Source organism: Bacillus sp. VA15 (assembly GCF_055721145.1).
The window spans coordinates 134,129-147,884 of sequence record NZ_JBVQPQ010000008.1 but is presented as its reverse complement, the minus strand read 5'-3'; the positions used below and the strand labels follow the sequence as shown (position 1 = coordinate 147,884).

Below are 13,756 nucleotides of genomic sequence, written 5' to 3'. Positions count from 1 at the left end.
TACCTCAAACCCCCACAGCCGCGCCGTCTCCCCGCGGGTCGACTCCGCCTTGGAGAAAGCCTTCCTCATCAACTTTGATTGCTGCTGCGTGTCCCATCAGCGGATCATAGTCACCGACAACCTCGACAAGATGTCCGCTGTCTTTCAGCTTTTCTATTGTTTCCTCTGAGAATCTGCCCTCGACTCTAAGCCCTTCATATTCCTCTCCCCACGTTCTGCCCCACACCCAGCGCGGTTCGCTGATTGCCTGCTGAGGATGCATTTCGTAGTCCAGCATTCTGGTAATGATTGCCGTCTGGGTCTGCGGCTGGCCTTCGCCGCCTTGTGTGCCGTACAGGACTTTCGGTTTTCCGTCTTTGCAGGCTATAGCCGGCATCAGCGTATGGAAGCTGCGCTTTCTCGGTTCAAGCGTATTGACATGATTTTTATCCAATGAGAAAAATGACCCGCGGTTTTGCAGTAATATGCCTGTATCACCAGCGGTGACTGCCGAGCCAAATTCAAAGTACAGGCTTTGAATGAAAGATACTGCATTGCCATCCGCATCGATGACGGCCGCATATGCAGTATCACTTCCTACTGGCCTGCTTTCCGCCGGTTCTGCCAAATAGCCGATTTCTTCCGCCAATTGTTTCGCGTAACGTTTGTCCAAAAGCCTTTCAAGTGGGATGTCCGCAAACGCCGGATCAGTCAGGACGGCATTCCGATCTAGAAAACTCTTTTTCAATGCCTCCACAAGCACATGATAATACTCAAATGAACCGTGTTCGATTTGGGTGAAATCATAGTTTTCCAGAATGTTCAGTGTTAATAAACCGGTAAATCCCTGAGAATTCGGCGGCGCCTGGTACACACTGTATCCTCGGTAATCACTTGAGACAGGCTCCGCCCACTCGCCCCGGTGCGCTTTAAAATCATCGAGTGTCATGTAGCTGCCGTTATGCTGTAAATACGAGACAATCCGCTGAGCGATATCTCCTTCATAGAATGCGCTTCTTCCTTTTTTGGCGACCATGTTCAGACTTTCTGCAAGCTCTTTTTGCACAAACCGCTCTCCCGGGACAGGCGCTTTTCCGCATCTCGTGAAGATGCCGGCCGTGTAAGGCGTGGAGGCCAGCAGTTCAAGATTCGTTTCTGTGTGACGGCACTGATCAGCTGATACTGGAAAACCATTTTGGGCATAGTCCCTTGCGGGCTCCAACACGTCCGCAAGGGACATACGTCCGTACTCCTTCAACACCGCATCCCAGCTATCAACCATCCCCGGAACGGTAATGGCACTGTCGATTCCCCTCAGCGGAATCGCGTTTTTTCCCTTATATACATCTCTCGTTACATGTTTTCCTGAACGGCCGCTGCCATTGTAGACTCTTACCGACTTTGTTTCCTGATGAAAGGTCAGCCAAAAGGAATCCCCGCCAAGCCCCGTCATATGCGGATACACAACTGCCAGACAAGCACTCACAGCAACGGCGGCGTCAAACGCGTTTCCTCCCTTGTCCAGTATTCGGTTTCCGGCTTGAGAAGCGAGATAATGCGGACTGACGACCATTTGTTTTGTACCGATGATAGATTTGTTCATCACAAGTCCCCTTTATCATGAGATTTTCTTCAGTATAGAGAGCTTGATTTTTCACATCTACTCACCCGGCAGAAAAGCTGACGAACTTTATTCCTTTCGTAAACAACAAACCATTTTTATATTCATTGTGAAAATAAATTAAAATTTCATCGTACGAAACGAAACTTATATGATAAAATAACGTCTAAAAGGCTTACGAAAGCAGGTGGAGCAAATGAGCAATGAATACCAAATCCCCAACCTTGTACTTGATGAGATCGACAAACAAATCCTCACCATTTTGCATGAAGAAGGAAGAATTTCTTATACGGATCTTGGCAAGAGAGTCGATTTATCACGGGTTGCCGTCCAAGCTCGGATCAATCAGCTCATTGAAGCAGGCGTCATTGAAAAATTCACAGCGGTCATCAATCCCGCTAAAATCGGCATCCATGTATCCGTGTTTTTCAATGTCGAGGTAGAGCCGCAATTTTTAGAAGAGGTCGCTCTCAAGCTTGAGGAAGAGCCTGCGGTCACCAGCCTTTATCACATGACAGGCCCGAGCAAGCTGCATATGCATGGGATCTTTGCCAACGATCAAGAAATGGAAGAGTTTTTAACAAAACGGCTGTATCCGCTGCGAGGCGTCGTCAGTGTTGATTGCCAGATGCTGATCAAACGATACAAAAGCCGTATGGGAATGAAGCTGTAAAGGAGAGAAACGAATGAAAAACCATCCTTATCGGGATATGACGGCCGCAATGGTGCGCACTGGCATACTAGGGTTCGGTGGCGGACCTTCCGTGATTCCGCTGATCCGCCATGAAGCGGTCAATAAATATAAATGGATTGATGATGATGAATTCGGAGAAATATTAGCGATCGCTAATGCGCTTCCCGGACCGATTGCCACAAAAATGGCTGCGTATCTGGGCTTCAAGCTAAAAGGCACGTTAGGCGCACTCGTGGCGACACTTGCCCATATTCTGCCTACATGTCTTGCGATGGTGGGCTTGTTTGCGGCTGTAAATGTCTTAAGCCATTCAGCAATTGTTGCCGGCATGATTGGTGCCGTAACGCCGGTGATTGCGGTAATGCTTGGCATAATGGCGTACGAGTTTGGCCAAAAAACGCTTAAAGGTTTCGGCTGGGTCACCGGCATCCTGTTTTTTATTATCGCTTTTATCGGCCTGCAAACGTTACAGATCAATCCCGGCCTTGTCATTATCATTTTCTTAGCGTACGGCGCGTTTCATTTTAAACTGAAAGACAAAATCACAAATAAACATTCAAAAGATAAAGGAATGTCGGCCTCATGATATCGATCTATTTATTTATGGCGTTTTTTATCGCAAACCTACTCGGATATGGCGGCGGACCTGCGTCTATCCCGCTGATGTTTGAAGAAGTCGTAAACAGATACAGCTGGCTCTCAAACGACCAATTCTCAAACATGCTCGCACTTGCGAACGCATTGCCGGGCCCGATCGCAACCAAAATCGCCGCGTATGTCGGCTACAGCGCAGGCGGGTGGCCCGGCTTCTTGATTGCGCTGATCGCAACCGTCGTACCGTCGGCGCTTGCATTGATTGTCCTGCTGCGCATCATTCAGCGCTTCCGCCAATCACCCGTTATCAAAGGCATGACGCTGTCCGTTCAGCCTGTCATCGCGGTCATGATGCTCATTCTTACCTGGCAAATCGGCGCAGACGGCATCAAAGCTATCGGCTGGATCCAATCTATAGTGATTGCGGGGATTTCCCTCCTTGCCATGACTAAATTCAAGATGCATCCGGCATTTCTGATTATCGCGGCATTTTTATATGGCGGCCTTGTCATTCCTCATTTATAGAAAAAAGCACCTGGACAGGTGCTTTTTTATTTTGGTCCCGAAATGCCGTTCGATATGACAGTTGTTTCTTCTCCTGCATCACTCTTGATGATGTGCTTGACTTGCAGCGTGGTTCCTGCCATTCTCATAGATTGCTTCAACTGAGGCGAATTGGTTTCAACATCTATCCAAACAGGAGGCTGGACCTTCCAAAATAAAAAGAATGCAAGAATCAGCATGCCAGCAATGACCGACAGCAAAAACTTCATATAGCATCGCTTCTTTTCAGTAAGCGGCTCGCAGCGGACAGCGCCTGATGATCACGAAGAATATCGCCTGGGCGATTGCCTTCTCCCAGCACATAGCCTTTAAAGGGCAGCCCCATAAAATCAAAAATATGTTCAAATTGCTGAATCAGCGGCAGCCCCTTTATTTTTGGATTGTCTCCGCCCACTGCTGTCACATATGCTTGCTTCACCGACATTTGTTGTTGAAAATCAGGAAATCGGGGATCTCTCAACGTCTGTGACCAGCGATCAATAAATAGCTTTAACGTCCCTGACATGCCGAACCAATAAATTGGAGTAGCGAATATGAGAATATCGCACGGCAATATCCGCTCAATAATAGAATTGTAGTCATCATGAACAGGACGGAAGCCGTCTTGAGTGTGACGATGATCTTCAATTGGCTGGATCTGATATTTACGCAAATGAATGTGTTCCGCATCGAATCCTTGAACAGCCTTCTCCGCAAGAATATCCGTATTTCCGCCAGACCGAGTTCCGCCGTTAATAACCGCAATTTTCATGATGCATCTGCTCCTTTGTTTACGAATGATTTTCTTCATCATATAATGGATTCACCAATCATTACAGATGATTATTTTGATTAATTCAATCGGTAAAACCGATTTAGAAAGGAAGAGACAGGTGGAATTGAAGCAGCTGATCACCTTTGTTACGGCGGCAGAACATGTAAACTTCACCCTTACCGCCAAGATGCTTAATTATGCACAATCAAGCATTACCTCCCAGATCAAATCACTTGAAGAAGAAATCGGGACTCCTTTATTTGAACGGCTTGGCAAACGGCTTATCTTGACAGAAGCAGGAAAAACGTTCAAATCCTATGCAGAGAAGATCATTACTTTAACAGAAGAGGCGAAAATGGCCGCAAATCAAGTAAGAGAAACAACGGGAACCTTAAAAATCGGGGCGACGGAAAGCCAGTGCACATACCGCCTTCCGCCTATCATAAAAGAATTTAAACACGCTTTTCCCCAAGTAAAGCTCATATTCAAACCATATATATCCAATGAACAAGCAAAAGAACAGCTCTTACAGGGCCAGCTTGATATCACCTTCATCTTGGATGTAAACCGACCGGACGACACATTGCACATTGAATCTTTGATTCAGGATGAGATCAAAATGGTGGCTGCCAACGACCATCTTTTTCCTGCGGATTTACCAGTAACATTGAAGGATCTTCAAAACGAAACTCTTCTGCTGACAGAGGACGGCTGCTCGTACCGCACGCTCTTTGAGAATACTTTACATGACTCCGGTGTCTACCCTAATAAATTGGAATTCGTCAGCATAGAAGCCATCAAACAATGCGTGATGGCCGGACTTGGGATTGGAATCTTGCCTGAAATGACAGTAAAAGATGATATTGCAGCAGGCCGGATGAAAGAACTTAATTGGCAGAGCGATTGCCCCGTTTTCACTCAACTAGCATGGCATAAGGACAAGTGGATGTCTGCGCCATTAAAGGCTTTTATCGATTTGACGCGGAAAACATTCAAATAAAAAACTTGCGGCCCATGGGTCGCAAGTTTTTGAGTGAACAAGCTTCATATCGATATGCATTCAATGTAAAACCATTTTTTCATTAATCATCCTTACCCCAAACACTCCGCCGGCTGCTGTTCCCTCACTTGATTTGAACGTGACAGTTACTCTCTCTTTTCCTTTCGTATATGCAACTGGAATGTCATAACATACATCAAAAAGCCTTCCTGGGTGATTTGCCTTTAGCTGCTGTCTGGCCAGTAGTTGATCATCTATCATGATCTCAAAATTTCTTTCGTATGTTTGTTCCTCCGATTGAAAGGTATCATCACTTCCAAAATAAGTGACCAGCAAATACATGGGTTGACTCGGCTCTGTTTTCATCTCATAACTGAAAAAACCATCTCCTCTGCTGTCTCGCCAGCCTCTGTGAACGATACTTGCGTAACCGGAGTAAGAGTTTTCTTTTTTCAAGTGATGTTCTATCTCCTGCTGCTGTTCATTCGGCTGAACGGCATCAACGGTTATGCGTCTGATGATTTCCTGCCTTTCTTTTTCTTCATCTGTAAAATCAAGATATTCCTTTTCGGTCATCACATACCAGTAAACGGAATACCGCTGATGATGCACATTGTAGAACGGCATGAATGTGATTTCTTCATTCCCCGGCTGGCCAATCGGTTTCGTTTGAAATACGAGTGATGTTTCATTTACCCGCTTCACCCAATGATCCAATTGACGCTGATCCGCCACCAACACAGGGACATCAATTAACGGATGGTTATTGAGGGCGAGATGATCAGCAAGTATATCTGTTTCAGGGAAGTCCTCTCTGCCTAGTGCTCCTGCCAATACAACCGGCCCATACATCAGGACGCTTTTTTTAGGATCATCCTTCGCTTGATAGATGTGGAGTTTCATCGGCAAATCAATCTCAATACAATCTCCTGTATTCCAATGTTTGTGAATAACGAGGTACCCATTTTTCTCAACCGATTGAATTCGTTTCCCATTGACCGCAGCTTTAAGGCCGCCATTTGTCCAATAAGGAATACGAATATGCAGTGTCATAGGCACACCGTCAGCTTTTTTGACAACTAGCCTGGTTTTTTCGGCTGCTGGAAAAGAGGTTTCCTGTGTGATGATCAGTTGTTTTTCTTGCATGTTTATTTGTGAAGGAATAAATAAATTCACATACAGATCGTTTTGGTCTATATCATAAATATGCTGCGTATAGCGCGCAGGGTTTTCCATCCCGGTGCCTGTACAGCACCAAAAAGAATCTTCTGGTGCACAATACACCTTGAAATGCCCCGGCTGTGTGGAAACAAAATAGGTTTTCATGCCTGATTCGGGATCTTGGGAAGCAAGAATGTGATTATAAAGCGCATTCTCATAGTAATCCGTAAATCTCGCTTCGTGAAACCACCGGAATAAATGCCCAGTCAATTTCAGCATGTTATACGTATTGCACGTTTCTGCGGTTGTCACCCCCAACTCCTCGCTGCCTTCCGCTCCGAAATGCTCTCCAATACTGTTGCCGCCAATTGCGTAGGAACGCTGATATACAACCTGTTCCCAAAAGAAGAGCGCGGCATTTCTATATGCTTCATTACCAGTAATGTCATACAGCTTGGCGGCCCCGATCACCTTTGGAATTTGGGTATTGGCATGCTTTCCTTCAAGCTCATCCTTCCCCTCTGCCAGTGGCTGAAGAATGGCACGATGACAGAAACGTTCCGCAAGTTCAAGATATGCTTTGTTTTTCGTCAGCATAAAAAGATCGGCCATCGCCTCATTCATCCCGCCATGTTCACATATCAGCATACGCTGAAATTGCTCGTCCGTCAGACGATCCAGCCCCTTTTTTGCCCAATCAGCCAGCTTGACGACGACACGTAAAGCCGTCTGATTGCCGGTTAGCCGATACGTATCTATTAATCCCGCAAACAGTTTATGGATGCTGTACCACGGCACCCAAGAACCTCCCAGACTAAAGTGGTCCACCCGAAAATCACCGCTGAACACCTCATCAAAACACGCTCTGGAGAAACCGCTTACATATCCCTCTTCATCAAATTGTTGGATATGACTCAGCTCATTCACTGCGTACTCTGCTTTTCTTTTCAGTTCTTCATCTCCGGAAGCCTGGTACATGGCTGATGCGGCTGACAGCCAATGACCGATCGAATGCCCGGCAATTTCCTTTGCCTCCCACCCGCCGTAGCGCGGTTTTTTAGGCGTCTGTAATACAGCCTCATAACACGGAGCCAAAAGACGGTCTACATCCAAAAAAAGCAAATATTCCTTCCCTTTCATCTGGGAATCATAAAACATACCTTTTAATAATGTTACATCTTTCATATCTCGATCTCCCCCTATCACGTTTCATCATTCATGGTGATGCTTTCATTATCCAAATGATGATATGGGATGTGAATTCATTATTTATCAAAAACATATCCTTTTTTTAGATTGAACCGTTACACTGGAGATAAGAATAGCGAAAGATGGTGAAGCCATGTATAAAGTAAAACTCCAAGCCAATCATCTCCCTAAAATCCGTGAGGCCGGACATATGAAGGATACAGAAGGGACTTTACGTCACCCTGACAGGACGATGGATAGAATCAGTGTATTTTTTTACGTAAAACAAGGCGCGATCCATGTATTTGAGAACGAAAACGAGTACCGCATTCAGGCGGGGGGATATCTTTTTCTTAAGAACAATACACCGCATTGGGGAGGCGATTTTTATACACCCGGCACCGAATGGTACTACATTCATTTTTATGCCGAACCTTCCGTGGATCAGGAGGACGAGTTTTCTCCATTTCACAATTCACCAATCCTTCTCGACAGCATCTATTCATCACAATTAACCTTTCCGAAAAGCGGTTCTGTCTCTCATCGTGAGTACACAGAAAAACAGCTGAGCAGCATTGTTCATGCCTTTGAATCACCAAGTGCTTTCAGGGCGCTCCAAGCGTGTTCTCTCACCTATCAACTCTTCATTGATCTGTATAGAAATGCTATAAACAGTCAGGCCGGCACACGCTCTTCAAGGGTCATCAGCCGAATCATTGAATTTCTGCACCGTAACAAGCATGCAAAGCTGGTCAGCAGAGACTTTGAGGATGCTTTAGAAATGAATTATGCCTACCTTTCCTCCCTCTTCAAAAAGCAAACCGGGAAAAGCATAACAGCTTATAAAAATGAACTGCTGATTGCACAGGCAATTGATCTATTCAAAACAACCAACTTAAATGTAACTGAAGTCAGCAGCACATTAGGCTTTTCTAACCCTTATTACTTCAGCAGAGTGTTCAAACGGGTGACTGGAGTGTCCCCGTCTTTATATATAAGCGAAATATACAGAAATCAATAAAAAACACTTGCAGTTCCGGGCCTGCAAGTGTTACACGTGATTTTTCTGATAGAACGTTCGCAAGATATGTGTTTCTAGGTCAGCAAGGCGGACAGGGATTGGCAGCCTGCTTTCTTGATTGATCAGGCTCATCGTGATCTGATAGCTGCTTTCTAAATCAATATGATTTCCGCAAGACAAGAAGATAGGCTTCACGTCCCGCCGCGTCCGCAACCCCCGACCATATACCTCGCCATCAATGATAATATCGGTATATGCACCAACTTCATTTTCAGGCATGACGAAATCACAGTCTTTGATTTTGAGATAGGTTTTCGCAATCCCAATTGTCGGCTTACCGAGAAAAAAAGCAGCATGGGTGGCAACGCCCATATGGTTGTAATGCAGATACCCGTTGCCATCAAACAAAAACACATCGGGCTCCGTCTCCAGTTTTTTCGCCGCCTCGATGATCAGCGGCAGCTCACGAAACGCAAGGAAGCCAGCAACATACGGCACACTGATTTTCCCCATGCTGTGCACTTTTTCAATGACTTCTTTAGTATCAGCATCAATCACGATAATACTACACACCCCGTACGGTTCGCCGTCCTGCTCCCAATAAGCGAGGTCGACGCCTGCGCAGGTGTTGATGGAGTCTGGGGTGATGGAGGGTGATAGGTCGATTTTATGTTTAAGGGATTGTTGTGTTTGAACAAAATCCGATTCATCTTTTAGATGAAAATCGTGAATTTGATGTACTTTCATTTCACTAGTTTTCCTCTCTTTACTTCTTAAAATAGTTTTCTCTGTTCAGATGTATTGAAGGCGATAAAACTTCCATTAGGATAATCTCCATACCATCCACAATGTAATATAATCGACAGTCCAACCCGTTGGAATCCTAAGTTTAAAAAATTGGGAACCTGTTGGCTTAGTGGCTGCAAATCCTCTAAAACCCCACTTCCCACACTCCAGATTTGATATTCTAACTCTTCTAATACATGTTCTATTTTATCAAAAGATTCTACGTCATAAATCTTATTTATTTTTAAGCCAACCACTTTGATATGGTATTGATCCTCTCTATATATTACCTTAATAATGGCATTACGTTTTTCATTTTGCAGTATTAGTAGTTCATATTCTTCTTCCGTTCTTTTTTCTGAATTTAAATTGTTCAATCCTACAGACCAGCCATCACAGATTTTTAATGGCTGCAATTGAGAAATATGATCTCTGCTCATGCCGCTTCTCCTTGTACTCCACATTGTTATCCTATCTATAAAAAAACTTGCCGATGACAACACGGCAAGTTTTTAACTATAGCAATTCTAATACATCGGTAAACAAGGCATCTCCTAATGTTAATCTTCTGTTGAAAGGCTGTAAATCAGGTAATTGATTCCACTCATAAACCGTATCATAGTAATCATATAAATAACTAAGCTCAATAAAACCTTTTTCTTTCATTATTTTATTAATATAGTTGGTACCCTGTATTAATTCTAAAGATTCAGCTGTTCCTACAATATCATAAGCGCCATCAATTAAATCGTGTCTTAGGGAATAACTATAATCTAGTACATAAACAGGAACCAATTTAGATACTTTCATATTGATTTGCTGTTCTAAATGAAATCCATTTTCTCCAGAAAGATCAAGTAGTTGAATAGTTATGTCCCCAGATGGATTATTCAAATCTCTAACTTCAATTTTTTTCAGGTGTTTTATTTGATTAAATTCTTGAGGAACTTGTATTTTTTCCGCACTTTTGTTTTTGTACCATTCGTCTAATTCCCTCTTCACTAAAAGACGATGCAGCAATTCACCTATCTCCAGGTTTTCAACAGTAAATCTTATTCCATGTTCCATGATTTAACCACAATCCGTTCCTATCAATGGCCTTTTCAACATCTGTACATTGATCGAATGCGATATTCTCTTGCTTTCGCAAATTATAATAGAACTATAAAAGCAGGTAGTTTACCGCACCTGCTTTTACGATTAAATTTTATGATCACAGTTAATTTCTATTACTAGGATAGCTTCGTTTCCGTACTTCTCTTCAATATCCTCCTTTAGGAAATTTCTCATTTAAATGATGCTCCCAGCCATCCATAACCTGAAGACGTAAATTAAAATCTCTTCATCGGACAAATCACTGTAGTCTAAATAATCGTTTATGCAGAGCATATTACAGGATGCTTCATCCCCTGTTTTGTCACCATACATTTTCAAAGTTCTATTCCAATTTATAGTTGGACTATCAGTTAACTCATACTCTAGGTCCAGAATAAAGCAATCGTCTACCATTAACTATATTGGGAGAAATAACATCCGTTAAATTAGATATGTCGACCTTTTGTATTGGTCAGATCTATAAGTCGTTCTTTTAGTCTTCATTTTAAAGGGGCCTTTAACAGGCATCAGCCTATAAAGGTAATAATTCTCTTCCTTATTCATATAAATTTTCTATTTCAATATCCCAAAAGCTTCCTTCTTTTATACAATTTGAGTCTACTCTTTTAAGTTCTTCTTTCAACCACTCTATTACATATTCCGGAATGTCATTATCAATAAAGGCATCCTCACCATTTATTTGTACAGCCTTGTCAATCATTTCTGAGAAAAGTAATATACATTCTGCAAATTGATTTATTGAAGAGTTAATAAATACTTCTTTATATTCATCACCATTATTTAGATAAACGATTCTCTCGTTATTTTCAATAATACATATTGGATCTCCAGAACCAGTGGATCCTAACAACCAATATTTTCGAAATGCTTCAGACATATCAAAGATACTCGTAATTGGTTTAAATGATGATTGAGAGGAAGTAAAATCTAAATAAGGTGGAGGTGTTTCAGGTAAGCCACCTAAAGATAAAAATCGTTTAAATTCCTCCGAAAAAGGAGTCTCTATTAGATCATCATATAAAAACTTTAATAATGGACCATTTTTATTAACATCCCAGTTTCTATTAAATTCTTCTGGTAATAACATCTTGTCACCTTCCTGATTCTTTTCTGAATGTTTCTAGTCTATTCGCAATTTGATCATCTACTCCGGTAATTCCCCATTCTTTTTCAACATTATGAATACCACCATATCCAGGATGCAAGCTTTTAGGTAAAGCTGCTGCTTGACCTCCTTCTCCAATATGATGATGTCTCATAGGATCTTTTAAGTAATCTGCATACTGTGGAAAATGTTTTATAAATTGCTCATCAACAACTGGAACTCTTCCTCTTTTAATCTTAGCAGTATTTTCAGCACTCCAAAACTCAGGATTACTTTTAAGTAACGTGTTAAAAAATTTTTTCGCATTTCTTTCCCAGCCAGCTGCATTTGTTCCAGGTTTGCCTTTCCCCTTAAAATTCATCTCTACTACAAGCCTAGGATCGATTAAATACTTATTATCGTATTTTGAAAGATCTCTACCTGTATATCCTCTAATCCGATCATATTCGCCACCATTACTCCATTTCCCCATCATCTTCACAATCCCAAGATCTTTAACAGATTTCGTTTCAACATCTACACGGACTGTCGGGAATCCGAACGTGAGGCCGTCAGGAGTTACTGGGCGTTCTGCGTATACGCGGACGTTTGTTGGGACTTTGAATTGTTTTACTTTTTCTAGTGTCTTGTTAGCTTTTTGGACTTTTGAATGGGTTGCAAGCGGGATGCCTTTATTAATGTGTTTCGCCAATGCACCTGCGCCAACTAAGCTTAAAGCCGCTTCCAGTGCCCCCTGCTTCCGCTTCTCCTCAGACACTTTGTTTCCAAACATGTCTCTGCCTGTCACGGCTTCTGAGAATCCGTTTGAAGCAACAAGACCGTATGCGCCCATTTCTGACATTTTGAGGATATCTAAGGATTTGCCTGTTTTGTAGGCATCTAAAGCGTGATCGGCCGCGATAGCCGCTTTTCCGGTTTTGTAGATGGCTTTTCCGCCTTTGAAGGCGCGGCCTGCCCAGCCGACGACCGGTATGAAGCCAGCTGCTGCCATAGCTCCTGCTGTCACACGTTCTGCGGTGGAGAGTTTTTCTCCGGTAACCGGATCAACACCTTCGGTTGCTCTTTTATAATCATAATAGCCAGTGACTTCTCCAGTAAAGTTGCAAACTCCATCCCATGTTTTTTCGTACCATGGTTTATTTGCTTCTTCTTCAGCCTTTTCCTGAAGCCGTCTGGCTTCGGCTTGCTGGGCTTTTGCATCGATATAGGTCGTTCCTTGCTTTTCTACTTCAATGACGCTTTTGTAGACTTCATTGCTGTGGAAGGCTTTTTTGTCATAGTACATAGGGGATGCGCTCTTCCCGTTGCTGGTGGCCTGCATGAGAACAGAATATTTGGTGAGCACTGCGTTGTCCAGAGATTCTAAATTTTGATACTCAGTGGTCAGGGATTCATCAAGCTTATCGACTGCTGTGATTGTCTCACGTCTGATTTTTTGGGCATCGCCCATCTTATCGGCATAGTCGTCAAGCGTGTACATGTCGAGATCAATAATATCGCTGATGCCTGACAAAATGGAGTCGATTTCTTCTTTATGAGCGGAGACAATTTCTGAGGCTTTCAAGTCTCCATTGGACAGCTCATGATCCAAAAAAGAAGTTTCCACATATGAATCATTCAGTTCTTGATCTTTAATGTCTCCTGAAATGCCATTTAAAAACGCAATTTGAGCAGAGACAAGAGTCAGCCAGCTTTCGACGATTTCCGCCTGTCCCTGAAAGAAATCTTTAATATTGTCCGCGCCTTTTCCTTTAAAATTGTCGCCTAAATCCGCCACTTCCTGAAACGCTTTTTTCAGAGTATTCAGCTGCTCCTCAAGCGTCTCATATTGCTTTTTTCTGCTCTTCGCTTCTTCGATTAAAGATTTAGATTCAAATACTTTGCTCATCGCACTGCCCTTTCTCTTCTATTTTACAGCTATCGCCTCGTCCTGCTCTTTGAGTGAATCTACGTTGTCCTTTGTATCCTCGATATTTTTCTGCACCGCTTTTTTATAATCTCCGAGCATGGTTTTGATGTTCTCCTCACGCTCATGATATTTTTTCGTGTAATCGAGGCTGTTTTTTCCATTTGATCCTGCGGCGCCGATTGATACGTCAGCCAGCGCGTCTTTGACAGAATCTAAGGTTTTGATGACTGTGTCGTACTTCAGCTTAATTTCTGACATAAAAAA

At 43.0% G+C, this 13,756-nt stretch carries 14 protein-coding genes and 1 pseudogene; 5 read left to right on the top strand and 10 right to left on the bottom strand.

Annotated features, from left to right (window positions below; all coding sequences use genetic code 11):
- Nucleotides 1-4 precede the first annotated feature (4 nt).
- The gene (gene ggt, locus AC0DBE_RS18785; protein ID WP_472963298.1) at nucleotides 5-1,582 is read right to left on the bottom strand and encodes a gamma-glutamyltransferase; all 1,578 of its coding nucleotides are present in this window, start codon (nucleotides 1,580-1,582) and stop codon (nucleotides 5-7) included.
- 214 nt (nucleotides 1,583-1,796) lie between these two features.
- Here ggt and chrS point away from each other — a divergent pair, with 214 nt between their 5' ends.
- The 3 genes from chrS to chrA are packed head-to-tail and all read left to right on the top strand — an operon-like array spanning nucleotide 1,797 to nucleotide 3,413.
- Complete coding sequence (gene chrS / locus AC0DBE_RS18780; protein ID WP_014115423.1) at nucleotides 1,797-2,273, top strand: chromate efflux transcriptional regulator ChrS; 477 nt, start codon at nucleotides 1,797-1,799, stop codon at nucleotides 2,271-2,273.
- 13 nt (nucleotides 2,274-2,286) lie between these two features.
- Nucleotides 2,287-2,880, top strand: coding sequence for a chromate efflux transporter subunit ChrB (chrB, locus tag AC0DBE_RS18775; RefSeq protein WP_114151147.1), 594 nt, complete (start codon nucleotides 2,287-2,289; stop codon nucleotides 2,878-2,880).
- Nucleotides 2,877-3,413: a chromate resistance efflux protein ChrA gene (chrA, locus tag AC0DBE_RS18770; RefSeq protein ID WP_014665634.1), complete on the top strand. Its 537-nt coding sequence runs from the start codon at nucleotides 2,877-2,879 to the stop codon at nucleotides 3,411-3,413. The genes chrB and chrA overlap by 4 nt, the downstream gene beginning before the upstream one ends.
- A 26-nt stretch (nucleotides 3,414-3,439) precedes the next feature.
- Here chrA and AC0DBE_RS18765 read toward each other — a convergent pair whose 3' ends face one another.
- Nucleotides 3,440-3,661 carry a hypothetical protein gene (locus AC0DBE_RS18765; RefSeq protein ID WP_072565385.1) on the bottom strand — a complete coding sequence of 74 codons (222 nt, stop codon included), beginning with the start codon at nucleotides 3,659-3,661 and terminating at the stop codon, nucleotides 3,440-3,442.
- Nucleotides 3,658-4,203 (bottom strand): flavodoxin family protein, encoded by a 546-nt coding sequence (locus AC0DBE_RS18760; RefSeq protein ID WP_014115427.1) that lies wholly within the window; start codon nucleotides 4,201-4,203, stop codon nucleotides 3,658-3,660. The genes AC0DBE_RS18765 and AC0DBE_RS18760 overlap by 4 nt, the downstream gene beginning before the upstream one ends.
- A 121-nt stretch (nucleotides 4,204-4,324) precedes the next feature.
- Between AC0DBE_RS18760 and AC0DBE_RS18755 the strand changes: the two genes are divergently transcribed.
- The gene (locus AC0DBE_RS18755; protein WP_061186451.1) at nucleotides 4,325-5,206 is read left to right on the top strand and encodes a LysR family transcriptional regulator; all 882 of its coding nucleotides are present in this window, start codon (nucleotides 4,325-4,327) and stop codon (nucleotides 5,204-5,206) included.
- A 60-nt stretch (nucleotides 5,207-5,266) separates the two neighbouring features.
- Here AC0DBE_RS18755 and AC0DBE_RS18750 read toward each other — a convergent pair whose 3' ends face one another.
- A complete protein-coding gene (locus tag AC0DBE_RS18750) occupies nucleotides 5,267-7,552 on the bottom strand; it encodes a beta-L-arabinofuranosidase domain-containing protein (protein WP_472963294.1) in 2,286 nt (761 codons plus the stop codon).
- Nucleotides 7,553-7,709: 157 nt separating this feature from the next.
- Here AC0DBE_RS18750 and AC0DBE_RS18745 point away from each other — a divergent pair, with 157 nt between their 5' ends.
- A complete protein-coding gene (locus tag AC0DBE_RS18745) occupies nucleotides 7,710-8,576 on the top strand; it encodes a helix-turn-helix domain-containing protein (RefSeq protein WP_014115430.1) in 867 nt (288 codons plus the stop codon).
- Nucleotides 8,577-8,606: 30 nt separating this feature from the next.
- On the opposite strand, the gene AC0DBE_RS18740 is transcribed toward AC0DBE_RS18745, so the two are convergent.
- The 6 genes and pseudogenes from AC0DBE_RS18740 to AC0DBE_RS18715 all read right to left on the bottom strand — a co-directional run bounded on the left by AC0DBE_RS18740 (nucleotide 8,607) and on the right by AC0DBE_RS18715 (nucleotide 13,750).
- On the bottom strand, nucleotides 8,607-9,323 hold the full coding sequence (locus tag AC0DBE_RS18740) for an endonuclease V (RefSeq protein ID WP_014115431.1): 717 nt from the start codon (nucleotides 9,321-9,323) through the stop codon (nucleotides 8,607-8,609).
- A 99-nt stretch (nucleotides 9,324-9,422) separates the two neighbouring features.
- Nucleotides 9,423-9,802: pseudogene (locus tag AC0DBE_RS18735) on the bottom strand (hypothetical protein); the annotation flags it as partial.
- 76 nt (nucleotides 9,803-9,878) lie between these two features.
- Nucleotides 9,879-10,430: a hypothetical protein gene (locus AC0DBE_RS18730; protein ID WP_041521091.1), complete on the bottom strand. Its 552-nt coding sequence runs from the start codon at nucleotides 10,428-10,430 to the stop codon at nucleotides 9,879-9,881.
- A gap of 583 nt (nucleotides 10,431-11,013) precedes the next feature.
- Complete coding sequence (locus AC0DBE_RS18725) at nucleotides 11,014-11,565, bottom strand: SUKH-4 family immunity protein (protein ID WP_003221754.1); 552 nt, start codon at nucleotides 11,563-11,565, stop codon at nucleotides 11,014-11,016.
- A 4-nt stretch (nucleotides 11,566-11,569) separates the two neighbouring features.
- The gene (locus tag AC0DBE_RS18720) at nucleotides 11,570-13,471 is read right to left on the bottom strand and encodes a T7SS effector LXG polymorphic toxin (RefSeq protein WP_014115435.1); all 1,902 of its coding nucleotides are present in this window, start codon (nucleotides 13,469-13,471) and stop codon (nucleotides 11,570-11,572) included.
- An 18-nt stretch (nucleotides 13,472-13,489) separates the two neighbouring features.
- The gene (locus tag AC0DBE_RS18715) at nucleotides 13,490-13,750 is read right to left on the bottom strand and encodes a YwqI/YxiC family protein (protein WP_003221757.1); all 261 of its coding nucleotides are present in this window, start codon (nucleotides 13,748-13,750) and stop codon (nucleotides 13,490-13,492) included.
- Between the last annotated feature and the right edge of the window lie 6 nt (nucleotides 13,751-13,756).